The following is a 23,634-nucleotide window of genomic DNA, read 5'->3' as shown; positions in this document are numbered from 1 at the left end:
AGCCAAGGATTGCCCACACAGCTGGGCAATCCTTTTCAAGCCTCTTTGGCCCGCGCGGTTTTTGCGCCTGGCTTTTCGGTGATGCCAAAAGCCTTACGTGCTGTCACAAGGCGCAGGTCCTCAGGGTCCATACCCATCGACAGCATGGTCTTGCGGTCAAAGCGCTCTTTGGCGGTGGCTTTGTCGTGCGCGGTGCCAAACAGGCGGTCGATCCAGTCAAAGCCAAAGCTGACCTGAAAGGTTGCATGGTGGTCTTGGAAATGATGCGCGAGGTGCTTTCTAGTGATGTATTGGCCAAGCCGTCCCTTGGGCACATTCAGATGCGCAATGGTGTGGCAATACTCGTAAAAGGCAAAGGCTGAGACAGATCCCACAAACAGCCCGATGTAAGACAGGGTCAAAGCGGGGGCCAAACCGAGGAATGGCCACAAAATTGCAGTGTGGATTGCAATGGAAAGCAGGCCAAAACGCACGGGATACCAGTGGTCGTCACCGGTGAAGAACTCCGGGTCGGTGGGGTATTCGTGGTGGCCGATGTGGGTGCGGTAGAGCTCGTTGAACGTGCCTTGGTCTTTGGGCGGTTCGCGGTGCATCAGGAAGCGGTGCATGCCATATTCAACAAAGAGCTGCGCGATGTAGCCGTAGATCAACGCAACGGGAATCCACCAGGACAGGTTTTGGGAAATCAAGAAGACACCCACCAGCCAGAACGGAAACAGGCGGTGTAAGCTGCCCATACGGATCAAGACGGATAGTGTTTCTTTCATGGTGACCTCCCTTGTCGCGGGGAAGTCTGCGCCCGTAGTGTGGAGCGAGTCAAATTTGACTTGGCGTCAGGTGGAGACGCAGTTTTTGTGCTGCAGGAGGTCCGACAGGGTGACAAAGGTGAAGCCCTTGGCCTGTAGTCCGGCCAAAATCTCCGGAAGGGCTGCTCGAGAGCCTGCGCGGGAGACAAACATCACATGCAACAAGATGATGCTGCCGTTTTTGGCGTCTGCCAGTGTGCGGCGAGTGATTTCCGTGGCATCTGAGTTGTTGGTTGGGTCTGTTTCGGGGGCAATGTCCCACAGCACCGTCAAGCGGTTGGTTTTTTTGAGGTAGTACGGCAGACCCAAAAGGCGTTTGCCATACGGCGGTCGAAAATGCAGCGGACCGGTGTAGCCGGCAGCCCGTATGGCGCGATCGGTACTTTCAACCTCTGATTCAATGCGGGATTGTGACATGCCCACCATGCGCGGATGTGAAAATGAGTGATTGCCAATTTCGTGGCCCTTTGCCGCGATGTCGGCAACCAGCGCCGGATGGGCAACCACAGCTTGTCCCGTTAAAAAGAACGTTGCTTTGGCATCGAAGTTGGCCAGTACGTCCAATACTTCGGCTGTGTATTTGGGTGAGGGCCCATCGTCTAGGGTCAGCGCCACGCAGGGGTGTTGGGATGAGCCGCGTGAGACGAGCTCTCCGAAGACTTGAAAACGCGTGGATTTGCTGAGGAAATAGGCGGCCGTGCCAATCACGGAAATGGCCACTAGCGCTGCCAAAAAGAACCTTAAAATGAACATGCAGGCGTTGAAGCAGTTAAGACGTTGTGGCGCAACAAAAAACGCCCGCTCCGAGGAGCCGGCGTTTTCCGTAATCTTAGCAGAGGCAGTGTCTTAGCGACGGATGCCCAGACGCTTGATCAGGTCCTGATAGCGTGCCTCGTCTTTACCTTTGGTGTAGTCCAGCAGCTTACGACGCAGAGCAACCATTTTCAGAAGGCCACGGCGACCGTGGTTGTCCTTCTTGTGGGTTTTGAAGTGCTCGGTCAGGGTGTTGATGCGGGATGTCAGGATCGCAACCTGGACTTCCGGAGAACCGGTGTCACCTTCTTTGGTTGCAAATTCTTTCATCAGGCGGTTTTTTTCTTCAACAGTAATCGACATCGGGGTCTCCTATAAAAAAGGGTTTCGGGCACAAGCCGGGATGTCGTCCAGCAGGGTCCATAGAGATACTCCCAAGAGAATCCCTTGGAAGATGGGCGTATGTAGTCGCAAACGGCCCAAAAGGAAAGAGGCAAGGCGTTAACACAGTGGTAGTCGCGCTCAGAGTGGCCAGATTTCGGGCTGCGTGGCGTAAGAGATGTAAAGCGGGTGGCGGGGATGGCCGGCTTTTGTCACGCCCAGACATTTGATGGTTTCGCCTGTTGTCTTCAGCACATCTCTCATTTCAAAGCCGCGCATCAAATGATCGCCGTGGGCGCCCCAGGCGGCGAGGATGTCATCCGCCCAGAGGCAGCTTTCCGCAACAACACTGTCATTGTCCGGGCCGGCGGGAGCTTTGTGTTGGCGCATCTTTTTCGGGTCGGTTTCGCGTAGGGCAAAGATGTTCACCGCACGAAAACCGCCATACCCCAGTGCGCGAGCGCGGCGTTCGCAGCGCTCAATTGTCGGGTCGTTTTGGCGCTCGGTGGCTTTGGAGGGGTTCAGCATGATGAACAGCACTTTGCCGGCGTTGGTGTCCCACACACGGGTCAGCGCATAGCGGTAGGTTTCGCAATCGGAGTAAAGTGCGGAGCTGGTGGCGTCATCTTTTTGGAAGTGTCGTTCAATCATTCTGTCTACTTAGGATTAACCAACGCAGAGTCAAACGTTTGATTTTGGTGCCTCTCCTTCGTAAGCCTTTGACTTGGGATTACAGCCGTCTGGGGTTTTGAACGGCTGAGTGGTGAGGTGGTGAGATGCCGTTTCTATTCTTTTTAGGCCTGCTTGCGGCGGGCGCAGCTGTTGGCACTATGGTGGGTGTGACTGACGACACCGAGTCCGACAGTGACAGCGAAAATTCGGATGACGAGCGGGACGACAGTGCCGATCCGAAAGGCGATCAACCGTCTACGGGTGAGGACACGGATGATGGGCAAGAGCCCGCGGCCGATCCTATCTCGCAGTTTCTGTTTGGTGACGTGGATGTCGATGACCGCCTGTCTGGCGCTGAAGGCAATGACACAATTGTTGGCAACGCCTGGGATGACGACTACCTAGAGGGCGGCGAAGGCGATGACGATCTGTTTGTCTCGCGCGATAACGTGGCCAGCGGCGGTGCCGGAGCGGACACGTTTTTCCTTGAGGCAGACAATGAAGTTGTTGGCAGCATTGAAGATTTTGATGCCTCTGAGGACATGTTGGTGCTGCGCAACTATGAGAGTCCGGTGGATGGCTCCTCTGGCAACTTTGTTCTCACGCAAGAAGATGGTGGGCTGGCGTTGCGGGATGCGGACACCGGTGATGTGAGGATTGATTTGCCGGGGGCCTCGTTGGCGGATGGCGTCAGCCTGTCGGTGGTGTTTCAGCACACAGATGGCGACGGCCATGACAGTGAAATTCAAGCAGAGTGGACCCGTGAGTATTCCATTCAGGACAAGCCTTATGTGGCGGATGCGCTACGTGGCGGTGCGGGCTCTGACACGCTGATTGGCGACGACAGTGATGACCGCATCTTTGGCGAGGCGGGCGCGGATGACCTACAAGGTGGCGCGGGCGATGATCACCTCTACAGTGGCAGTGGCAGCGTCTTTTACGGGGCCGAGTGGAACCATGAGCCGGGGCACTTAAACCGGCTTGGTGCAGGGGACACCCTGTCAGGTGGCGCGGGTGAGGATGTGTTGTGGCTGGGCTCCGGCAATGTTGCGACCGGCGGCGCGGATGCGGATACGTTTGAAGCCTTTGCCGGAGCGTATGACACCGTCAGTGAGATCACCGATTTTGCACCAGGCGAAGACAAGTTGGTTATCAGCTTTGGTCTGGATGGTCCGTTTGGTGCAGGTTTCCAGAACGCGGACAACGACTATTTTACGGTTTCGGAGGCGGCAACCGGATTTGACAGCAGCTATGATGCTGATGCGGATGAGACCACGCTGACGCTGGGCGGGCATCCACTGTTGGTTCTGAACGGCGATCAGACGGGCGCCTCGGTGGCGTTTAGCAATCAGGATGCGGCGGACAATTATGACCTGCCGGAAGTGTGGCTGGATGCCAATGGCGATGTGATCACTGCGGAGCAAGGCCAGGCTGCTGACATTTTGTTCAGCGGCATGACCCCACAGGACATGTATGACGCCAACGGTAATGGTGGCATGGTCGCCTGATCAGCTCTCGGTTTTCACAAACACGCGGCTGGGGTGCAACTCCCCGGCTTTGAAGCGGCCAACAGCGACGGCCTCACCGTCAAAGCTGGCCCAGCATTCTTCGCCGTATTCCACGTCAGAGGCCAGCACCATTCCGGGGTTGCCGTTGCGCAGGCGCACGGTGCCTTCGGCGGTGGCTTTCACTTCGGGCAGGTCTTCGAGGCCTTGCTCAAGTGGGCGCAGGTAGGTGTCGAGTTCAGGCTGTTTGGCCATCTCGTCGATTTGCGCAAGAGTCAGACCGTCACCCGCATCAAATGGGCCGGACCAGATGCGGCGCAATTCGCGCACATGACCAAAGCAGCCAAGCGCCTCACCCAGATCGCGGGCGATGGAACGCACGTAACCGCCTTTGCCACACGTCATTTCCAGCGTGACGTGATCTTCGTCTTCGCGGTCCGTCATGACCAGCTCTTCGACCCAAAGCGGGCGCGGGGCAATTTCAATCTCTTCACCGGCGCGGGCCAGTTTGTAAGCGCGTTCGCCGTCAATTTTTACGGCGGAGAACTTTGGCGGCACCTGCATGACGTCGCCAACAAACTGCCCCAAGGCCTCTTTGATTTCGTCATCCGTTGGGCGTGTGTCTGACTGTGCGATGACTTCGCCCTCAGCGTCGTCAGTGTTGGTGGCTTGTCCCAATCGCACGGTGAAGGTGTAAGCCTTTAAGGCGTCAGTGATGTAAGGCACGGTTTTGGTGGCCTCGCCCAGCGCCACAGCCAGAACGCCGGTAGCATCCGGATCCAACGTGCCAGCGTGGCCGGCTTTTTTGGCATTAAAGGCCCAGCGGACTTTGTTCACCACAGAGGTCGACGTGATGCCTGCGGGTTTGTCGACCACAAGCCAGCCTGAAATATCGCGTCCCTTGCGTTTGCGTCCCATGCCTTTGACCTCTCATTTGGGGGTGAGGGCGGCGACCTATCGGATTGCCATCACACTGTCAATTTAGCCGAAGAGAAAAACGGCTCAAAATAAAAAGGCCACCAGACCCACGCGATCTGATGGCCTTCCTGAACGCGGGGGTGGAGGAGCCGTCCCGCGTGTTCTTGCGTTCGTCTTAGTCGCCGTCAGCGACGCCAGCGGCGCGGAGTTTTGCCCGACGTGCCCGATAGCTTGGCAGCGCCACGAGGATCAGTGCGATCACCAGGAGGCCGAGGGTCATCGGACGCTCCCAAATGAAGGCAATGCCATCATAAAGCTGCATGGAGCGGGAGAAGTTGTCTTCCAGCATACCGCCCAAGATGAAGCCGATCAGCAAAGGTGCCAGCGGATAGTCGGCAAAGCGCAGAGCGGTGGCACAAACCCCGAAGCCAACCAGCAAAAGAAGCTCGGTGGCGTTGTTCTGACCGATGTAGGCCCCCATCAGGGTGAAGAACAGAATGAACGGGATCAGATAGTTGCGCGGCACAGCCAGCACTTTGGCGATGTAAGGGATCAGTGGCAGGTTCAGGATCAACAACACAAGGTTGCCGATGAACATGGACATGATCACCGCCCAGAACACCTGAGGCTCGTCGATCATCAGGCGGGGGCCTGGTGTGACGTTCAGAGCAATCAGTGCGCCGAGCAAAATTGCGGTGGTCCCGGAACCAGGGATGCCCAACGTCAGCAGCGGCACAAAGGAGCCAGTGCAAGCTGCGTTGTTGGCTGTTTCCGGGGCCGCCAGGCCCTTGATAGAGCCTTTCCCAAACTGTTCTTGCTCCTCTTTTGGAGCGATGTTGCGTTCTACTGCGTAGCCCAAGAAGCTCGCGATGGTGGCGCCTGCACCAGGTAGAACGCCAATGAAGAAGCCTTGGATGGACTGGCGTCCAATCACCGGTGCAATCGCTTTTGCCTCAGATTTGGTGATGCGCAGATCTTTGATTTCACCACTGTTGGCGTCTTCGGTTGTCCGGGGTTTCAGAACAAGGAACAGCGCCTCTGGCAGGGCGAACATTGCCATGGCCAAGGTGATGAAGCCAAAACCGGACTGCAGATCCATGATGCCCATTGTGAAGCGTGGCATGTTGAACAATGCACCTTCGCCGACGGTGGCCATCATCAGACCCAGTAGGGTCATCATCAGCGCTTTGGCAACTTGGCCGGTGCCTGCAAACGCCGCGATTGCGGAGAGGCCCACAACCATCAGCGCAAAGTATTCGGCCGAATGGAACAGCAGGGCAACAGAGGACAGTGCCGGGGCAAAGATCATCAGAAGCAGGGCGCCAACGGTGCCGCCTGCAAAAGAGGCAATTGCGGCAATGGTCAACGCTTTACCTGCTTTGCCCTGTTTGGCCATCGGATAGCCGTCAAAGCTTGAGGCCACGGTGCCCGCGACCCCCGGCGCGTTCAGCAGGATTGAAGAGGTGGAGCCGCCAAAGATGGCACCGTAATACACACCAGCCAGCAGGATCAGTGCGGCAGATGGGTCGCCCATGGAGATGGCGACAGGAATCATAATGGCGATGATCGACATTGGGCCAAGGCCCGGCAACATGCCGATAAAGGTACCAATCAAACAGCCACCAATGACCATCAGAAGGTTTTGTAGGGAAAAGGCCGTTTGCAGGCCGATCAGAAGTCCTTCGAGCATGTCAGCCTCCAAAGTTGGCGCCAAAGGGGCGCAGATTGATGTTCAGCGTGTGCTGAACAAAGGTCCAAAGAACGAGGATGGCGATAAGCATCACGAAAGCGGTGATGTGCCATTTGCCAGCGCCCATCAGAAACGAGCCGATGATCACAAAAGCTGCGGTGGAGAAGAGCACAAAACAGCCTCCGATCAGCATTAGGATGAATTGCCAAGATGCAAGTGTGGGGTCGCTAAACATATCAGCCTCCCAGAAAGCCGGGCAGCGGCCGCAGGTAGATGCCAAGAACTTCTTGCACGAGGTACCAGACCAGGAAGGTCGCTGCGAGTGAGACAGGCACCATGATGTGGAATTTGCGTTCCCCGAGAATGAACGATCCGAGGATCAAGAAGCCTGATGTCGAGAAAATGAAACCAGCCGGGCGCAACAGCAGCGCGTAGGCCACCATGAGGCCGAGCAGAAAAATGGCTTGACCAAGTTTGTACTCTGTCAGGCGACGATAATCGATTTCGGCTTCTTTTATTTCGCTCTTTTCCAACCCTAGGAGGATGATGAGTGAGGCCACCATGCCCATCAAGGACAACACCTTTGGGAAGGTACTTGGCCATATTGGATTGCGTTTCATGAACGGGGCAAGGCTGCCATCCATCGTGAACCAAGCGGCGTAGCCATAGGCCATACAAATGCCCAGCAGTATCAGAGCGATCCAGCGATCCAGTGCCATGAAGCTCCCCTCCCTTTTAAAAGAGGGCAGAGCGGGAGCCCGCTCTGCCCAGTTGGATGTTACCTGACTTTAGAGAAAGCCGAGTTTCTTCATCAAGTCGCCGATAACTTTTTCTTGGCCTTCGAGGAAGGCTTTGAAGTCGTCGCCGTTGTTGTGGATGTTGACCCAGCCGTTGCGCTCGCGCACAACTTCCCACTCTGGGGTGTCATACATTTTGGTCAGTGCTTCCTGGTACATCGCCAGTTTGTCTTCTGGCAGACCCGGTGCGCCGAAGAAACCACGCCAGTTCACGAAAGAGGTGTCGATGCCCTGTTCCTTCATGGTCATGGCGTCTGGAGCTGCGGACACGCGCTCATCAGCGGTGACACCGATGATTTTCACTTCGCCAGCATTGGCCAGATCAACCGCTTCGGAGAAGCCGGTGGACAGAGCCGCGATTTCGCCGGACAGCAGTGCTGCCATGGCTTTACCGCCTGCGTCGTAAGGGATGTACTTCACGCCAAGTGCGTCTTTGCCAGCAGCTTCCATCACCATGGCTGCAACCAGGTGATCCATGCCGCCTGGAACCGAACCACCACCGATGGCGGTTTTGGATGGGTCCGCGTCATAAGCGGCCATCAGGTCGTCCATGTTGTTGAGCGGGCTGTCTTTGTGCACAACCAAAGCGGCATAGTCACCAATGGTGCCGGCCACGAGAGTCAGATCACGGAAGTTGTGTGGGAAGACGCCAGTCAGCGAGCGGATCACGATTGGGGTGGAGTTCACCATCAATGTGCCGTGGTTGCTGTCGGCATTTTCGATCAGGTAGCCAATGGCTTTACCGCCACCGCCACCAGACATGTTTTCGTAAGAGGCGTTGCCTGCGATGCCTGCTTTGGTCAGCGCTTCACCGGTGCCGCGTGCGGTACCGTCCCAGCCACCACCGGCGCCGCCGGGGATCAGGAAGTGGATGCTGTCTACAGTTTTGTGGCCATCAGCAATGGCTTGACCTGCGAATGCGAATGCGGCCATTGCACTGGCCATCAGAGCGCGGCGGCCCATGTTCAATTTCATCATTTTTCTCCTCCAAATTGACAACTGTCCGAAAGACGGCTCAGTTGAGAGCAGTCAAACATCGCAACCTGTCACAAACCTGTCATGCCGTCAGAAAGGTGCCCAACCCGCATGAAATTCCTTCTTGTCGAAGACAATATCGAACTTGCCAACGCGGTGAGCGCACGCCTGCAATTGGATGGTCATGTCATTGATCATGCTGATAAAATTGAGGATGCAATGGCATTCATGCAGACTGGTGAATATGATCTCATATTATTGGATATTATGTTGCCGGATGGCGATGGGCGCACTTTTCTCAAACACCACCGGAGCGGGAAAAATGATACGCCGGTCATTGTTTTGACCGCGCGATCTCAGGTCAGTGACAGAATCAGCCTTCTGGATTTGGGCGCGGATGACTATATGACAAAACCGTTTGATCACGAAGAGTTACAGGCCCGGTGTCGGGCGGTGTTGCGGCGCAATGCGGGGCATGCGCAGTCGATCACAGAGCTGGGTGGGGTGTCGCTTGACCCTGTGGCTGGGCGATTGTCTATCGGCGCCCGGGCGGTGACCCTGCGCAATCGAGAGTTGCGACTTCTGGAGCTCTTGATCAACGCGCCTGGTCAGATATTTTCCAAAGCCAAGCTGGCTGACCGGCTGTTTTCTTATGACGAGGATGTCTCGGAAAATGCCATCGAGGTCTATATTGGGCGTCTGCGCAAACATCTGGAGCCGTCGGAACTGCGGATCACCACCCTGCGCGGTCTTGGCTACAGGCTTGATCATGAGTGATGCGGTCAATGTGTCCGGATCGCTGCGAGCGCGCCTGTCGTTGACCTTGATCGGCAGTGCGGCGGCGATTGCTGTGCTGCTTTTTTTTGTGGTTCGGACTTATGCAGCTCAGATTGCGCAAAGTGGGCAAGACAACATTTTGGAAGCCTCGGTCACATCCATTTTGGATGCGGCGACGTTGCGTGATGGCGATGTGGCGGTGGATTTTCCCTATGTTGCCTTTTCCATGTTGAACACGGAAGCAGATGACCGTGTTTTCTATGCCATTTGGCAAGACGAAACCCTGTTGTCCGGTTACGAATTGTTGCCGGTTGCCGATGCGCCGGGTGGGGGCGACATTGTGCATGTTTCTGCGCAGTTTGACGGCGCGCCGGTTCGAATCGCCACCGCAGCGCGTATTTTGGTTGGGGCAAATGCCAGAAACCGAGTGACAGTGTCCGTGGCGCAAACTCAGGACGCCTTGGCGGGGACGTTGAACAAGATTTCCCGAAACGTTGGGCTGATCGGGGCTGGTTTTTTTGCGCTGTCGGTGCTGGTGGCGAGTTGGGCAACAAATACCGCTATTCGACCGTTGGAACGGCTGACACATTCGATCACCCGGCGAGGGCCGAAAGATCTGAGCCCGGTTGCGCGGCCTGTTCCCTCGGAAATGGCGCCATTGGTGACGTCGCTCAATAGCTTTATGGCGCGGTTGGATACTTCGCTGAAACAGTCAGAGGATTTTATTGCCGAAGCGGCGCACCGAGTGCGCACGCCGTTGGCAACCGTGCGCAGCCATGCAGAAGCGACGTTGCAGCGGGTCGAGCGAGAGGACAACCGGCAGGCTTTGCGCTCCATGGTGCGGGCGATTGATGAAAGCTCGCGCGCGGCGGGGCAGTTGCTGGATCACGCGATGATCACGTTCCGGGCAGATCACTTGGAAACAGAGCCACTGGATTTGGTGGACTTGGTCGAAGATCTGGTGACGCGTTTGACCCCGGTGGCTGAGATGAAAGACATTGCCCTCACGGTGATCAGCAGCGGCAAAGTCAGCGTTGAGGCAGATTCCATCCTGTTGCAAAACGCGCTGAGTAATTTGGTGGAAAATGCGTTGAAATATGCGCCAGAGGAGAGTGAGATCACCTTAGAAGTTTTTGATGTGCCACGCCCGCGCGTCGAAGTGCGGGATGAGGGGCCGGGATTTCCGCCAGATCAGATGCATGAATTGGCGGCACGGTTTTCTCGCGGTGAAAATGCCAAGGACACAATTGGATCAGGATTGGGGCTGACCATTGCCCAGGATGTGGCCACGGCCCATGGGGGAGAATTGACGTTGACCAATCTTTCGGAGGGCGGCGCATGCGTTACATTTTTGCTTTAATCGCTTGGCTTTACCCCCTCGTTGGGGTGGCGCAAGAATGGGAAGATCAGAACGCCTTTGGACCGGCCTCCGCAGCCAGTACATTGCGGGTTTTATCGAGCACGGACACAGCTTTATTCGCACCCATTATCGAGGATTTTTTGCGCGGCCGACCTGACGTTTCCGTGGAGTATTTTGTCACGGGCACGGCGCAGATTGATCAGGTTTTTCGCGCTAGCCCGGATGACTTTGATGTGGTGATTTCAAGCGCCATGGATTTACAACTGAAACTGGTGAATGACGGATATTCGGTGCCGGTGGCAAATCTATCGCAACCTGACTGGGCGCAATGGCGCAACAGCCTGTTTGCCTTCACCACGGAGCCGGCCACCATTGTGATCAATCGGGCGGCCTTTGCGCCAGACACAGTGCCGCAAACCCGACAGGAGTTGATCGCCGCCATGCGGGCGCGGCCCGAGGTGTTTCGGGGCAAGGTGGGCACCTATGACGTCCGAGACTCCGGTCTTGGGTATCTTTTTGCCACGCAAGATGCGCGGGCGTCGGAAACATTTTGGCGGCTGATGGAGGTGATGGGCGGGTTGGACGCGCGTCTGTATTGTTGTTCCGGCGCGATGATCGACGACTTGATCGCGGGCAAGCTGATGGTCGCGTACAATGTTTTGGGCAGCTATGTGGCGGCGCGCGATGATGTGGCTGGCATGTTGGAAATTGTGCTGCCTTCAGATTTTCCGACCATCATGATGCGGACCGCCTTTGTCAGCAGCCGCACCGAGGTGGAAGAAAACGCGGCAGCGTTTGTGCGCCATCTGGTGGAGGTTCAAACCGGCCCGCGCAATCGGGATGTGTTTCCGTTGCCACCTTTGAGCGCAACTGTGGACAGCACGGGGCAGGCGGTGATTTCATTGGAGCCAGCGTTGATGACTTATCTTGATCCGCTCAAGCGTAAGACGTTTATCAAAGAATGGAGCAGCGCGGTTATTCAGTGATTGTTGGCTGGGGTTCGACCACACCAATGATGGGCCCCATCCAAAAGCCGCCGTCGGAGCGGTCAAGCTGAGGAGCGTGCAAGCGGCTGATCTTGCCGTCAAAATAGAGCGCGTTTGGGGTTTTCAGAACATCGCGGAAGAAGCGGCCAAACTCGTGAAAGGTCACCGCTTCGTTGGAAATCACGAAATGCGCTGTCTTGCCGTCGGAGCTGGTGCCCACGCCGTTGCGCAGAAAACGGGAGCTGCTGTCTGGCAGGAAGCGCGGGTGCAAATCTCCGTCAATCACCAGCATGGGACCGGATTGGGTGGCGTCGCGGCAGGTCGGCGCTTGTTTTTGAAAATCCAAAGTTTCGTAGACGCGGATTGCGCCGTCTTGCAAACACAGGACTCCATTGGGCAGAAGGCCGAAGTTGCCTTTGCTGCCGCTTGTGAGAAGGCGCATTTCTTCGGTGCCGTTTTCGACGTAGTGGCCAACTGGGCTGCGGTCGGCATGGTACATGCCCGCATTCATGCCGAAGGCTAGTGTTTTTCCGTCCTCAAGGCTGCGTTCAATGTCCCGAAACTGGCCCAAAATGGCGCCATCGCTGCCGCGCAGGAACAGGCGCAGGTTCTCTTGTGTCGCATCAGCGGTGCAAACGGTGAGACTGCGCCCTTCGTGGGTTTGATCGGAACAGGTGACGGCCTGCGCCCATTGGGGCAGGGAAAACAGGATCAAACAGAGCGCAGCTCGGATCACGTAGGGTCGCCATCCTCTGTGTCTGATTTGGCCACGTCGGATTGTACACGTTCGTCAGACAGCATGGCGCGGGTGGCGTCCATCTGATCGAATGTGGTGTCTACACGGAAGCGCAGGTCCGGCGCGTGCTTCAATCCAGCCTTGCGGCCAATGATCTTGCGCAATTCCCATTTGTGACGAGCAAGCAATGCCACAGCGTCTTCTTTGTTCTTGCCGCCAAGGGGCAGCACAAAGCAGGTCGCAATCGACAGGTCAGGAGTGATGCGCACTTCGCCAACGGTGATTGACATGCGGGTCACGTCTGGATCGTGCAATTCATCACGCACCAAGACTTCCGACAACGTGCGTCGGATGAGTTCACCCACGCGCAGTTGGCGCTGGGACGGGCCGCGGCCCTCAGAGGAAGAGTTCTTTGCCATGTCTCTCACTTAGGGCTTCTGTCAGCCTTTGCCAAGCTGGATTGCATTGGGTAAGCAGGGCCAACGCCATTTTTGGCGGTTGGTCAGAGTAGAGAGGACACCATGCAGGAATTGCCAGGAATCGTGATCACAGGGGCGTCAGGCCGGATGGGGCAGATGCTGATCAAGACGGTGTCTGAAAGTGACAAGGTGCGTTTGGTGGGGGCGGTTGAGCGTGAGGGCCACGAGTGGGTTGGGCGTGACGTCGGCGAGGCCATGGGCGGGGCCGCTCTTGGCGTGATCGTCACAGACCAGCCACTGGAAGCCTTTGCCAAGGCGCAGGCGGTGATCGACTTTACCGCGCCGGCCGCAACCATTGCCTTTGCCAAACTGGCCGCTCAGGCCCGCGCTGTGCATGTGATTGGCACCACCGGCATGACTGATGACGACATTGCGCAACTGGAACCTTGCGCACGCCACGCAGTGATTGTGCGCGCCGGCAATATGAGCCTTGGTGTGAACCTGCTGACCAAGTTGACACAGCAAGTGGCTGCGGCGCTGGATGAAGACTTTGATATTGAAATCATTGAAGCCCATCACCGTCACAAAGTGGATGCGCCGTCTGGCACTGCGTTGATGTTGGGGGAGGCGGCTGCCGAAGGCCGCGGTGTGGATCTGAAAGACGTCACCGATAGCGGCCGTGATGGCATCACCGGTGCGCGCAAGCGGGGTGATATCGGGTTCACAGCAATTCGTGGCGGCGACATCATTGGCGAACACGATGTGATGTTTGCCTGTGACGGTGAACAAATCATTCTGCGCCACAAAGCTACCGACCGGAGCCTGTTTGCCAAAGGCGCGCTAAAGGCCGCGATTTGGGGGCAGGGTCAAAAGCCCGGTGAGTATGATATGTTTGACGTATTGGGGTTGTAAGAATCCCCCATGAACTCTGCGCAAAACGCTATGCGGCGTTTTGCGCATCTTGTGCGATTGGCAATCTCGCAGAGCTGTGCTCAAATTGGTTGCAGAAAAAATGACCAATAAAATCAACCGCTCAATGGTTGATGGTGGGGCATGTGACAGCCCTCGTAAATGATGCATCCAGACCAGATGCATTTTTTGTTGGCAGGTCAAAGACGTTGTGTTCTTATGCCGACAAACAAAAACTTAAATGACCATTTAAAAAATGACCAACAGGGAGAAGACCATGACGACGTTTTTGAAAGCCGGTCTGTCGGCGATTGCGGTGTCTGCAGTGGCTATGTCGGCACAGGCGGCGGAACTTGGCGCGACCGGTGAGCCAATCAAGCTGGCGCTGAACGAATGGACCGGTCAGCACGTGACCACCCATGTGGCTGGCGAGATGCTGAAAGCGGCCGGGTATGAGGTTGAATACGTGACGGCTGGCATGATGAACCAATTCCAGGCGATTGCAGATGGCGACATCCACGCAACATTGGAAATCTGGTCCTCCAACGTGTCGGACCAATACGCTGTGCTGAAAGATGACGGTAAACTGGAAGAGCTGTCCGATCTGGGTCTGAATGCCCGTGAGGGCATCGCATATCCTGCGCATGTCGAAGAGCTTTGCCCAGGTTTGCCAGCGTGGGAAGCGCTGAAAGACTGTGCGATGAACTTTGCCACCGCAGAGACTCTGCCAATGGGGCGTTTGGTGGATTACCCAGCGGATTGGGGCACACCGGGTGCCGATCGCATGACCGGTTTGGAACTGCCGTTTAAAGCTGTGCCCGCGGGTTCCGAAGGCGCTCTGATTGCCGAACTGCGCGCGTCTACTGAGAAAAAGTCCCCCCTGTTGATCACATTCTGGCAGCCACACTGGGCGATGTCGGCCTATGACGTGAAGTTTGTGGAGCTGCCTGCGGGCGAAGATGCCTGCTTTACCGATCCGGCTTGGGGACCCAACCCAAATGCCATCAACGACTGTGATTTTGCAGCAAGCCGCATCTTCAAAGCGGGTTGGCCAGGTCTGAAAGACAAATGGCCTGCGGCGCATGAAATCCTGGTCAACTACCAGTTGGCTGTCGAAGATCAGCAGCCAATGATGGGTGCCGTCGATGTGGATGGCGAAAAGGTTGAAGAGGTTGTTGCTGCCTGGATGGGCGCCAATGAAACCAAGTGGAAGTCGGTTGTCGACGCCGCAACGAAGTAAGCCTTCATGACTGATAAGAACAGCACCGCTCCGGCGATTGCCGTCGAAGACCTCTGGCAGGTCTTCGGCGAAAACGCCGCCCCTGCCTTGCGCGATGCGCGTGGGGCAGGAGACGACAAAGCCATCGCACAGGCTCTCAAGGACAAAACCCTCATTCCTGCCGTTCGGGCAGCCAATTTTGAGGTCAAATCCGGCGAACTCTTTGTGATCATGGGGCTTTCGGGCTCAGGCAAGTCGACGATGATCCGCTGCATCTCGCGGTTGATCGAGCCGACCGCCGGGGCGGTGCGCATTGATGGCGAGGATATTCTTCAGGCCAGTGACAAACGCCTGATAGACTTGCGCCGTCATAAGCTGGGCATGGTGTTCCAGCATTTTGGTCTGTTTCCGCATATGACGGTGGCGGACAACGTGGCTTTCCCACTGAAAATGCAAGGTGCTGGCAAGGCTGAGCGTCGGGCAAGGGCGATGGACGTGCTCGAACTTGTCGGCTTGGAAGGGCGTGAAGACACCTACCCGCGCAATCTCTCCGGTGGTCAACGGCAGCGCGTGGGCATTGCCCGTTCACTTGCGGTGAACCCGGATATTTGGTTCCTGGATGAGCCGTTCTCTGCGCTTGATCCGCTGATCCGTCGCCAGTTGCAGGATGAGTTCCTCAACATTCAGGCGACTCTGAAAAAATCCATTGTTTTCATCACACACGACATTCAAGAGGCCCTAAAACTGGCCGACCGGATTGCCATCATGCGCGATGGTGAGATTGTGCAGATTGGTACGCCAGAAGAGATCGTGCTGCATCCGGTGGATGACTATGTCGCTGAGTTCTCCAAAGATGTGCCTAAAGGGCGGCATGCCTGTGTGGAATCGATCTTGATGGACGGTATTCCCGACAACATGCCGGATGATCCGGGCATCAAAATTGGCATGACACTGGACACTGCGCTGACCAAATGCATGGAACTCTATGAGCCGGTGCCGGTGCGCGATGCCGACGGCAAAGTGATTGGCGCCGTGCATCCCCATGAGTTGGCCAACGCGCTGCAGGCGGAAGAGACATGAGCGCGACTGAGGCTGTGTCACATGGCGCGGGTCGGCAGCTGATGCTGACGCGTGGCAGTCAGGCTGCGCTGTTTGTGCTGGCGGTGGTTTTACTTTGTCGCCTTCTGGGCGCGCAATTTGAATGGCTGGTGAAATGGCCCACTGCATTGACCGTGCCCATGGCTGACTGGATGACCTGGTTGGTTGGCGGGTTTCTGGATGTTTTCAAACCTATAGCGCGGACCTTTACGTTTCTGGTGAGCTACCCGATGGAGTGGGTGGGCTGGCTTTTGAATGCGGTGCCCTGGCCTATGACCGTGGCGCTTGTGACCGCGCTTGGCTGGATGATTGGTGGTATCCGGCTGGCAGCATTGGGCTTTTTTGGCCTGATGTTTGTGGTGTTCACCGGCTACTGGTCGCAGGGCATGAACACTTTGGCACTGGTTGCGGTATCTGTTCCATTGGCGCTGGTGATGGGCGCCGCAATCGGCATTTTGGCGTTTGAATATCCGCGTATGAAAGGGGCGGTAAACGCCCTTTTGGACGTGATGCAAACCGTGCCGACCTTTGCCTATCTTGTACCGCTGCTTGTGCTTTTTGGTTTTGGACCTGTGGTTGGTCTGATCGCGTCAGCGATCTATGCGGCGCCGCCGATGGCGCGCAATGTGCTGCTGGGGCTGGAGCGGGTCGATACGGAAATTCGTGAAGCGGCGGTGATGTCGGGTGGCACGCGGCGGCAGCAGCTGTTCCTTGTAGAACTGCCTGCAGCGACCCAGCAGATCATGATTGGGGTAAACCAATGCCTGATGGCCGCTCTGTCGATGGTGATCATCGCAGCGGTGATCGGCGGGTTTGACGACATCGGCTGGGAAGTGCTGCAAACCATGCGTAAAGCCCTGTTTGGACCGGCATTTTTGGCGGGGTCCGTGGTTGTGGTGTTTGCCATTATCATCGATCGCATGTCCGCCGCACTTGCCGAGCCACGCCAACCGCAGAACCGGACTGTGGCTTATGGGATTTTGGCGGTTGGTGCGGCCGTGACAATTTGGGCTGTGTTGGCGGGCTGGCCGCCGTCCGGCGTGGCGGCAATGGACGGGCTGGCCAAACGTGTGGATGAAGGGGTTGGGGTGTTCACCGCGACCTACGGCACCACGTTGGACAACATCAAAAACACCTCGATGTTTTACGTGCTTCTGCCGCTGCGCATTGGGCTTGCAGAGGCGGTTTTGCCGTTCACCTGGGGCTTTGCCTGGACCGTAAAACACACCGCCATGCTCTATGGTTCAGCATTGCTTATCTCTTTGATTTTGATCTTTAAAGGTCGGGTCACTGCGGCGGCGATGGTGCTGATCATTGCTTATATTGCCGAGATCGGCGTGGCACATTTGGCTTGGCCTGTGGTGATTTTGGGGGCAGGCGCAATTGGCTGGGTGTCTGGCGGGTGGAAGCTGGCGCGGCTGGCCGTGATCTTGCTGTGCTTGATCCTGATTTCCGGTCTTTGGGAGCGAGCACTTCTGTCGCTGTATCTGGCAGGCGCGGCGGTCTTTGCCTGTGCGGTGATTGGCGGGTTACTGGGGCTGTGGAGTGCCATGAGCACAACCGCGTGGATGATCCTCCGGCCGATTTGTGATTTCCTGCAAACCATCCCGTTGTTTGTGTTCCTGATCCCTGTTTTGATGTTTTTCCAAATCGGAGAATTCTCAGCGTTTATAGCCATTTGTATGTATGCGGTGGTGCCAATGATCCGTTACACGCGGCATGGGTTGGTCAGCACACCAGATGACATCATCGAAGCGGCGACAGCCAGTGGAGCAGGCAAATGGCAAACTATGTTTGAAGTGCGCGCGCCGTTTGCGGCCCCGACCATTTTGCTCGGTTTGAACCAGACCATTCTCTATGCCTTTGCGATGTTGGTGATTGCCGCGTTGATTGGCACAACCGAGTTGGGGCAGTCGATCTTTCTCGCGCTTGGGCAGTATGATGTTGGGCTTGGCATCACGGCCGGTGCCGCGATGGCGATTTTGGCTCTGGTGGCGGATCGCCTGGTACAGGGGTTTGCCGAGGAACGTCGGCAGGCGCTTGGTCTCTGAAACTTGAGCGAATCGGGGTTAACACTTCGGCTCGATTGAATTTTTTGGCTTCGGTATCGCGGCTGCTTTGCATCGGTATCGCGTAGGTGCGATTTTGCGGAAAGTGACGTGTAAACACGGCGGGCGCTGTTGCGGATTAGGTCGAGGTTTTGGAGCGCTGGATTGACAATCGATCTCTGCAACTATGAGTGGATTTGCAATGTGACGCCACGCGGGTAAACTTGCTCTGGGTGAAGCAATGCCCGGATTGGGGTGTTGAGTGGTTTTAAAGTATTCGGGGGGATTGTGCGTTCATGACAGATCCTAACGAGTCCGACGGTTTGACCTGCAGAATTCCCCCGGATGTGATTCGGGTCGCGACTACGCGTGTCTGCGGTTGCCAGATTTTTCAACTTGCCAAGCAGCAGGAAGGATTGCTTCGGTTTCTCGTGGAAGAAGATCTGTCGGGGCGTGCCGCGCAGGGCAGTCAAGACGCGGCGATTGCCAAGTTTTTTGCGGACCGTCCGAAGGAGGACGCCGAACAAAAACTGGGATGGGCGATGGGACGCTTGGCCGAAAAACTATCGGAGTATTACGACAGCGAAGGCGCAGACGATGCGATCCGGGTTTTTGTGGATTCCGCACGGTGCGGATTGCGCTTTCAGATGTGGGAAGCTGAGACAGCGCATGCGCGGCCCCCAAAGCGTCGCACCTCCCTGCGTTTCTGGGCACCTTTGGTACTTCTTTTGGCGCTGGGGGCGGGGGCGTCTCTGCTGTTGATCAAATCAAATGATCCGTCAATCAGCAGCCTAGATTTTGGGCCGATGGCCGATACTCTCGCGATGAAAAATGCGCCCGAATTACCGGCCGACTTAAAGGCGCTGTCGGTGTCTGAACTGGAAGAATTCGCCCGCAGTTACCTGTTGCCGTTTCTAAATGTGGAGCGTCAGCACATGGCCGTTGCTTTGGCCAATCAGGTGGTCGTACGGGATCCGGACTATGCTGCAGGTTACGCCACGGCTGGCTATGCCTTGGCGAATTTGGCTTTGATGAATTACGGGGGGGGTGTGTCACAGCGTCACTTGTTAGACGCGCAACGGATGTCGAACCATGCCATGGCTCTGGATCCGGAAGATACGTGGGTTCTGACAGCTGCCGCAGTTACCGCATTTGCGCAACGTGATTTCACGAGCGCAACGGCGCTTTCCGGCCAAGCCTATGCGGCGGCGCCGACCGATCAAGGCGTGTTGATCACTTATGGGTTCATTGCGCTGGTGACGGGGCGGTACCAAGCCGCACGCGAGGCCACAGAAGACAAAGAACACTACGAAAAGTCGCACTTCAAGGATGTGCGAGACCGGCTCTATGCCTTCGCCAGTTTCCACATTGGTGACTACCTGGCGACGATTGACGTGCTGGAAGCCGCAGAGAATGAGGGGCGACCTCTAAATGTGACCGCGATGACGTATCTTGCTGCGGCGCATCAGGTCGCCGGTAATCATCAAACGGCCAACAAATTGATCCGGAGACTCCAGCGGGATTGGCCAACATTCCGTCCGGAGCTGATCGGCGACGTGTTTTTTCTGGACGCCAGTGAATATGACTTCTTGCTGCAAAACCTAGCAGCGGCTGGTTGGTCGCTCGAATAGTGTGCCTGGCCACAGGTCGGTTCTCAGAAATCGATGGCGATGCCTTTTTTCTCCCAGTCGCCGTAACGCACCGGTTCTGGCCCGTCACGTCCACCCAATTCGGTGGGCATGTCGACGGCTTTGGCCTTTTGGCGGCGCTCGTCTGCTTCGGCCAAGGCGCGTTTGGCAGCTTCGGGCAGGTCGTCGCGGGAATCAGAGGTGTCCGTCATGAGAGGGTTCCTTTCAGGCTTAGCCCTTGATATACGCGCCCGTCTGCCGATCTCAAGTCCGTAAGGAAACCTGTCCCATGTCAAACTCCGGTTATTATACCCGCCGCAGCGCTGTGCGTTTGCTGGATAAGGTCATGGAAGATGGACGTTTGCTCAATGATCTGATCCAGAGTGGTGGGTTGAGCAAACTGGAACCTGCAGACCGCGCTCGGGCACAGAGATTGGCGCTCGACACGCTGCGCAATTTGGAGCGCGCGGATCGGGTGTTGCAGAAACACATGAAGAAGACCCCGGATCTGCATGTGCACAATGTGCTGCGGCTGGCCACGGTGGAGCTGTGTCTCGGTGGCGCGGCGCATGGTGTGGTGAACGATGCGGTCAACATCATTGCGAAGAACAAGCGCACCGCTGGCATGAAAGGTCTGGTCAACGCCGTGTTGCGCAAAGTGGACGACAAAGGCCGGGCGGAATGGGACAAGCTACGGGTGCCACGCCTGCCAAAATGGCTGCGCAAACCTCTGGCACAGGCTTATGGCGCGGAGACCATGCTGGGCATTGAGGCGGCGCATTTTGCCGGGGCGCCGTTGGATTTGACCGTAAAGGAAGATGCCGAGGGTATTGCGGAAGCTGTGGGGGGCGTGGTGTTGCCCAATGGCTCGGTGCGGATTGCCGATGCGGGGCAGGTCACAGCGCTTGCTGGGTTCAAGCAGGGCCAGTGGTGGGTGCAGGATGCCGCCGCGTCGATGGCGGCGCGTGTGCTGAATGCGCAACCTGGTGAGGCGGTGCTGGATCTTTGCGCCGCGCCGGGTGGCAAAACCATGCAAATGGCGGCTGCTGGCGCCACAGTGACAGCCGTGGATGACAGCGCGTCGCGCATGGAGCGGTTGGAAGAGAACCTCAAGCGGGTGCAGCTCGACGCCACTGTGGTTGTGGGCGATGTCATGGCGCAGGAGGGGCAATATGATGCGATCCTGCTGGATGCGCCCTGTTCTGCCACCGGTACCATTCGACGTCACCCTGATTTGCCGTTTGCCAAAGATGGCAGCGAGTTTGGTGATCTGATTGGCTTGCAGGAAGTGTTTCTGGACCACGCGATTGGCTTGCTGAAACCCGGCGGGCGCTTGGTGTTCTGCACCTGCTCGCTGTTGCCGGATGAGGGCGAAGTGCAGGTGGAGGAGGCGGCGGAGCGCTGGGCGGATGTCACCGTGGACCGTGAGGCGATTTTGATTGATGGCGTTGATCCGACCTGGGTCACCGAGGAAGGCGGCCTGCGCCTGCGGCCTGATTATTGGGCGGAGCAAGGCGGCATGGACGGGTTTTACGTGGCGATGCTGCGCAAAGGTGAGTGAGCTTTTGCCGGTTGAAGGCCTGCCTCCGATTCAATCGGTGACTCAGCGCTAACACCTCGCTACACTCTCGCCAAACGCCAAAGAGCGTAGAGGCAGAGTGGATGTCCCAACCAAAGAATATATCGGCGCGCTGGACACGGTTTAACCACCGTGTTGCGGCCCGGATCAGCACCCGTGCGCAGCCCGCCACAGGGTTCACAAGCATGCCAGAGCCCCGGACCATTGGGCTTTATGCCCGTGGCAAGCAGTTGGTGGCCGGGAATTTCCTGTTTGCAGGCCATTTGATCAGCGCGCCGAAAACCTCGCTGTGGGACATTGCTGTGCCGGATGAGGTGTTTGCCGAGGAGCAGCATGGCTTTGCCTGGCTGGATGATCTGGCGGCGGTGGGAGATATGCCCGCGCGGGAGCGGGCACAGGAATGGGTTTGGCGCTGGATTGACCGGTATGGGCGGGGCTCTGGGCCAGGCTGGATACCGGATTTGGCCGGGCGGCGGCTGATCCGCTGGATCAGCCATGCGATTTTTCTGCTGCGGGCACGGGATTCGGCTCAGTCGGAGGATTTTTACCGGTCTCTGGCACAGCAGACAATTTTTCTCTCCAAACGCTGGCACAAAACCGTGCCGGGGTTGCCGCGGTTTGAGGCGTTGACCGGCTTGATTTATGCCGGGCTTGCGCTGGAAGGCATGGCGCAACATGTGGAGCCGGCGCTTAAGGCGCTGGACAAAGAATGTGAGCGGCAAGTGGATGAGGAGGGCGGCATCCCAACCCGCAATCCTGAAGAACTGCTCGAAGTCTTCACGCTGCTGACCTGGGCGGCGACGGCGCTCAAGGATGCGGGGCGTCAGCCGTCAACCATGCACATGCAGGCCATTGAGCGGATTGCGCCCACCCTGCGCACGTTGCGTCATGCCGATGGTGGTTTGGCGCGGTTCCATGGCGGTGGTCGTGGCATGGAAGGGCGGCTGGATTCAGCGCTGGCGGAAAGCGGCAACAAAACACGACAGGCAGATGGTTTGGCGATGGGCTACGCGCGGCTGTCAGCCGGGCGCACCAGCGTGGTGATTGACGCAAGCCCGCCGCCAACCGGGCCAAGCTCGCTCAATGCGCATGCGTCGACTTTGGCGTTTGAATTGACCAGCGGGCGGCGGCCTTTGGTGGTGAACTGTGGGTCCGGGGCAAGCTTTGGTGAAGATTGGCGCCGGTTTGGACGGGCGACGCCGTCGCATTCCACCGTCACTATAGACGAGTTGTCGAGTGCGCGGCTGGGGGAAGAGGGCCGGGGATGGCGCGAAGAGCAGCTGGTGGACGCGCCCAAAGACGTGCCAATCCAGATGAGCCAAGCCAGCGACGGGTTGCGGTTTGAAGGTGGGCATGACGGCTATATCGCCTCACACGGATTAACCCACGCGCGGACATTGGAGCTGACCTTTGATGGGCGCGGCATGGCGGGTGAAGACCTGATCATCGCGATGGAAGATTCCGCCAAGCGGCAGTTTGACAAAGCCATGGACGACGAGGCGCTGCAGGGAATCCCCTTTGAAATCGCGTTTCACTTGCATCCGGAGGTCGATGCCTCGCTTGATATGGGCGGAGCGGCGGTGTCGATTGCCCTAAAAAGTGGCGAATTGTGGGTGTTCCGGCATGACGCAATTGCCAAAATGCGGCTGGATGCCAGTGTTTTCCTTGAAAAAGGGCGATTAAAGCCACGTGCGACCAAACAAATCGTTCTATCTGGCGTGGCAATGGAGTATGCGACCCGCATCCGGTGGTCGTTGAGCAAAGCACATGAGACCAATGTGGCAATCAGGGACCTGAACCGGGACGAACTGGATTTGAACACCTGAGCCCAAGGACCCTATCCCAATGAGCGACCTCCTCCCTATTCGCCGCGCCCTGATTTCCGTGTCTGACAAGACCGGCCTGATCGATTTGGCCAAAGCCCTTTCAGACCGCGGCGTTGAGCTGCTCTCCACTGGGGGTTCCGCCAAAGCGATGCGCGATGCGGGTCTTGCGGTGAAAGACGTGGCGGATGTGACCGGCTTTCCGGAAATGATGGATGGCCGCGTAAAAACGCTGCACCCAAATGTGCATGGTGGTCTGTTGGCGTTGCGGGACAATGAGCAGCATGTTGCGGCGATGAAAGAACACGGCATTGCCGGCATCGACCTGCTGGTGGTGAACCTCTACCCGTTTGAGGCCACTGTGGCGGCGGGTGCGGATTATGACACCTGCATCGAGAACATCGACATTGGCGGCCCGGCGATGATCCGGGCTGCGGCGAAAAACGCGGCGTTTGTGAACGTGATTGTCGACGTTGAAGACTACGACAAGCTGCTGGGCGACATGGATCAGCACGACGGCGCAACCTGCCCGAAATTCCGTCGCAAGCTCAGCCA

The 23,634-nt window shown here is 57.2% G+C and carries 23 protein-coding genes and 1 pseudogene; 12 read left to right on the top strand and 12 right to left on the bottom strand.

Annotated elements, in window-relative coordinates; all coding sequences use genetic code 11:
* Positions 1 to 35 precede the first annotated feature (35 nt).
* The 4 genes from QZ517_RS10515 to QZ517_RS10500 form a co-directional block, all read right to left on the bottom strand.
* The gene (locus tag QZ517_RS10515) at positions 36 to 767 is read right to left on the bottom strand and encodes a sterol desaturase family protein (RefSeq protein ID WP_294226327.1); all 732 of its coding nucleotides are present in this window, start codon (positions 765 to 767) and stop codon (positions 36 to 38) included.
* Between the two features lie 66 nt (positions 768 to 833).
* Entirely contained in the window at positions 834 to 1,526 is a 693-nt protein-coding gene (locus QZ517_RS10510; protein ID WP_294226324.1) for a polysaccharide deacetylase family protein, read from the bottom strand.
* A 126-nt stretch (positions 1,527 to 1,652) separates the two neighbouring features.
* Entirely contained in the window at positions 1,653 to 1,922 is a 270-nt protein-coding gene (rpsO, locus tag QZ517_RS10505) for a 30S ribosomal protein S15 (RefSeq protein ID WP_164644262.1), read from the bottom strand.
* 159 nt (positions 1,923 to 2,081) lie between these two features.
* Positions 2,082 to 2,591 carry a DUF1643 domain-containing protein gene (locus QZ517_RS10500; RefSeq protein WP_294226320.1) on the bottom strand — a complete coding sequence of 170 codons (510 nt, stop codon included), beginning with the start codon at positions 2,589 to 2,591 and terminating at the stop codon, positions 2,082 to 2,084.
* Positions 2,592 to 2,716: 125 nt separating this feature from the next.
* Between QZ517_RS10500 and QZ517_RS10495 the strand changes: the two genes are divergently transcribed.
* Positions 2,717 to 4,120, top strand: coding sequence for a hypothetical protein (locus tag QZ517_RS10495; protein WP_294226318.1), 1,404 nt, complete (start codon positions 2,717 to 2,719; stop codon positions 4,118 to 4,120).
* On the opposite strand, the gene truB is transcribed toward QZ517_RS10495, so the two are convergent.
* The 5 genes from truB to QZ517_RS10470 form a co-directional block, all read right to left on the bottom strand.
* Positions 4,121 to 5,035: a tRNA pseudouridine(55) synthase TruB gene (gene truB / locus QZ517_RS10490; RefSeq protein ID WP_294226317.1), complete on the bottom strand. Its 915-nt coding sequence runs from the start codon at positions 5,033 to 5,035 to the stop codon at positions 4,121 to 4,123.
* A gap of 175 nt (positions 5,036 to 5,210) precedes the next feature.
* Positions 5,211 to 6,725: a tripartite tricarboxylate transporter permease gene (locus tag QZ517_RS10485; protein ID WP_294226314.1), complete on the bottom strand. Its 1,515-nt coding sequence runs from the start codon at positions 6,723 to 6,725 to the stop codon at positions 5,211 to 5,213.
* A gap of 1 nt (position 6,726) precedes the next feature.
* Positions 6,727 to 6,960 (bottom strand): hypothetical protein, encoded by a 234-nt coding sequence (locus tag QZ517_RS10480; protein ID WP_294226311.1) that lies wholly within the window; start codon positions 6,958 to 6,960, stop codon positions 6,727 to 6,729.
* Position 6,961: 1 nt separating this feature from the next.
* Positions 6,962 to 7,444, bottom strand: coding sequence for a tripartite tricarboxylate transporter TctB family protein (locus QZ517_RS10475; RefSeq protein ID WP_294226308.1), 483 nt, complete (start codon positions 7,442 to 7,444; stop codon positions 6,962 to 6,964).
* A 69-nt stretch (positions 7,445 to 7,513) separates the two neighbouring features.
* A complete protein-coding gene (locus tag QZ517_RS10470; protein WP_294226352.1) occupies positions 7,514 to 8,497 on the bottom strand; it encodes a tripartite tricarboxylate transporter substrate-binding protein in 984 nt (327 codons plus the stop codon).
* A 111-nt stretch (positions 8,498 to 8,608) separates the two neighbouring features.
* Here QZ517_RS10470 and QZ517_RS10465 point away from each other — a divergent pair, with 111 nt between their 5' ends.
* The 3 genes from QZ517_RS10465 to QZ517_RS10455 are packed head-to-tail and all read left to right on the top strand — an operon-like array spanning position 8,609 to position 11,620.
* A complete protein-coding gene (locus tag QZ517_RS10465; RefSeq protein ID WP_294226305.1) occupies positions 8,609 to 9,274 on the top strand; it encodes a response regulator transcription factor in 666 nt (221 codons plus the stop codon).
* Complete coding sequence (locus QZ517_RS10460) at positions 9,267 to 10,634, top strand: sensor histidine kinase (protein WP_294226303.1); 1,368 nt, start codon at positions 9,267 to 9,269, stop codon at positions 10,632 to 10,634. The genes QZ517_RS10465 and QZ517_RS10460 overlap by 8 nt, the downstream gene beginning before the upstream one ends.
* Positions 10,613 to 11,620: an ABC transporter substrate-binding protein gene (locus QZ517_RS10455; RefSeq protein WP_294226300.1), complete on the top strand. Its 1,008-nt coding sequence runs from the start codon at positions 10,613 to 10,615 to the stop codon at positions 11,618 to 11,620. The genes QZ517_RS10460 and QZ517_RS10455 overlap by 22 nt, the downstream gene beginning before the upstream one ends.
* Here QZ517_RS10455 and QZ517_RS10450 read toward each other — a convergent pair.
* Together QZ517_RS10450 and rbfA are read right to left on the bottom strand one after the other, a co-directional pair.
* Entirely contained in the window at positions 11,610 to 12,356 is a 747-nt protein-coding gene (locus QZ517_RS10450) for a phosphodiester glycosidase family protein (RefSeq protein WP_294226296.1), read from the bottom strand. The two genes, QZ517_RS10455 and QZ517_RS10450, sit on opposite strands and share 11 nt — an antisense overlap.
* Positions 12,353 to 12,775, bottom strand: a complete 423-nt coding sequence (gene rbfA / locus QZ517_RS10445; protein WP_164644274.1) for a 30S ribosome-binding factor RbfA — start codon at positions 12,773 to 12,775, stop codon at positions 12,353 to 12,355. Before rbfA ends, QZ517_RS10450 begins: the two co-directional genes overlap by 4 nt.
* A 102-nt stretch (positions 12,776 to 12,877) precedes the next feature.
* Between rbfA and dapB the strand changes: the two genes are divergently transcribed.
* The 5 genes from dapB (at position 12,878) to QZ517_RS10420 (ending at position 19,680) form a co-directional block, all read left to right on the top strand.
* Complete coding sequence (gene dapB / locus QZ517_RS10440) at positions 12,878 to 13,687, top strand: 4-hydroxy-tetrahydrodipicolinate reductase (RefSeq protein WP_294226288.1); 810 nt, start codon at positions 12,878 to 12,880, stop codon at positions 13,685 to 13,687.
* A 274-nt stretch (positions 13,688 to 13,961) separates the two neighbouring features.
* Positions 13,962 to 14,924: an ABC transporter substrate-binding protein gene (locus QZ517_RS10435; RefSeq protein WP_294226279.1), complete on the top strand. Its 963-nt coding sequence runs from the start codon at positions 13,962 to 13,964 to the stop codon at positions 14,922 to 14,924.
* A gap of 6 nt (positions 14,925 to 14,930) precedes the next feature.
* Positions 14,931 to 15,983, top strand: coding sequence for a glycine betaine/L-proline ABC transporter ATP-binding protein (locus tag QZ517_RS10430; RefSeq protein ID WP_294226276.1), 1,053 nt, complete (start codon positions 14,931 to 14,933; stop codon positions 15,981 to 15,983).
* Positions 15,980 to 18,052 (top strand): ABC transporter permease subunit, encoded by a 2,073-nt coding sequence (locus QZ517_RS10425; protein WP_294226275.1) that lies wholly within the window; start codon positions 15,980 to 15,982, stop codon positions 18,050 to 18,052. The genes QZ517_RS10430 and QZ517_RS10425 overlap by 4 nt, the downstream gene beginning before the upstream one ends.
* 413 nt (positions 18,053 to 18,465) lie before the next feature.
* Positions 18,466 to 19,680: a hypothetical protein gene (locus tag QZ517_RS10420; RefSeq protein ID WP_294226273.1), complete on the top strand. Its 1,215-nt coding sequence runs from the start codon at positions 18,466 to 18,468 to the stop codon at positions 19,678 to 19,680.
* A gap of 23 nt (positions 19,681 to 19,703) precedes the next feature.
* Here the strand turns inward: QZ517_RS10420 and QZ517_RS10415 are convergent, their stop codons facing one another.
* On the bottom strand, positions 19,704 to 19,889 hold the full coding sequence (locus QZ517_RS10415; RefSeq protein ID WP_294226270.1) for a DUF1674 domain-containing protein: 186 nt from the start codon (positions 19,887 to 19,889) through the stop codon (positions 19,704 to 19,706).
* A gap of 77 nt (positions 19,890 to 19,966) precedes the next feature.
* Between QZ517_RS10415 and QZ517_RS10410 the strand changes: the two genes are divergently transcribed.
* From QZ517_RS10410 to purH, 3 genes and pseudogenes are all read left to right on the top strand, one after another.
* Positions 19,967 to 21,238 carry a transcription antitermination factor NusB gene (locus QZ517_RS10410; protein ID WP_294226267.1) on the top strand — a complete coding sequence of 424 codons (1,272 nt, stop codon included), beginning with the start codon at positions 19,967 to 19,969 and terminating at the stop codon, positions 21,236 to 21,238.
* Between the two features lie 101 nt (positions 21,239 to 21,339).
* Positions 21,340 to 23,082: a heparinase II/III family protein gene (locus tag QZ517_RS10405; protein WP_294226264.1), complete on the top strand. Its 1,743-nt coding sequence runs from the start codon at positions 21,340 to 21,342 to the stop codon at positions 23,080 to 23,082.
* Between the two features lie 19 nt (positions 23,083 to 23,101).
* A pseudogene (gene purH, locus QZ517_RS10400) lies at positions 23,102 to 23,634 on the top strand (bifunctional phosphoribosylaminoimidazolecarboxamide formyltransferase/IMP cyclohydrolase); the annotation flags it as partial.

Origin of the sequence: uncultured Shimia sp., from assembly GCF_913054185.1 — a bacterium.
Classification (GTDB): Bacteria; Pseudomonadota; Alphaproteobacteria; order Rhodobacterales; family Rhodobacteraceae; genus Shimia.
This window is presented reverse-complemented; position numbering and strand designations above follow the sequence as displayed.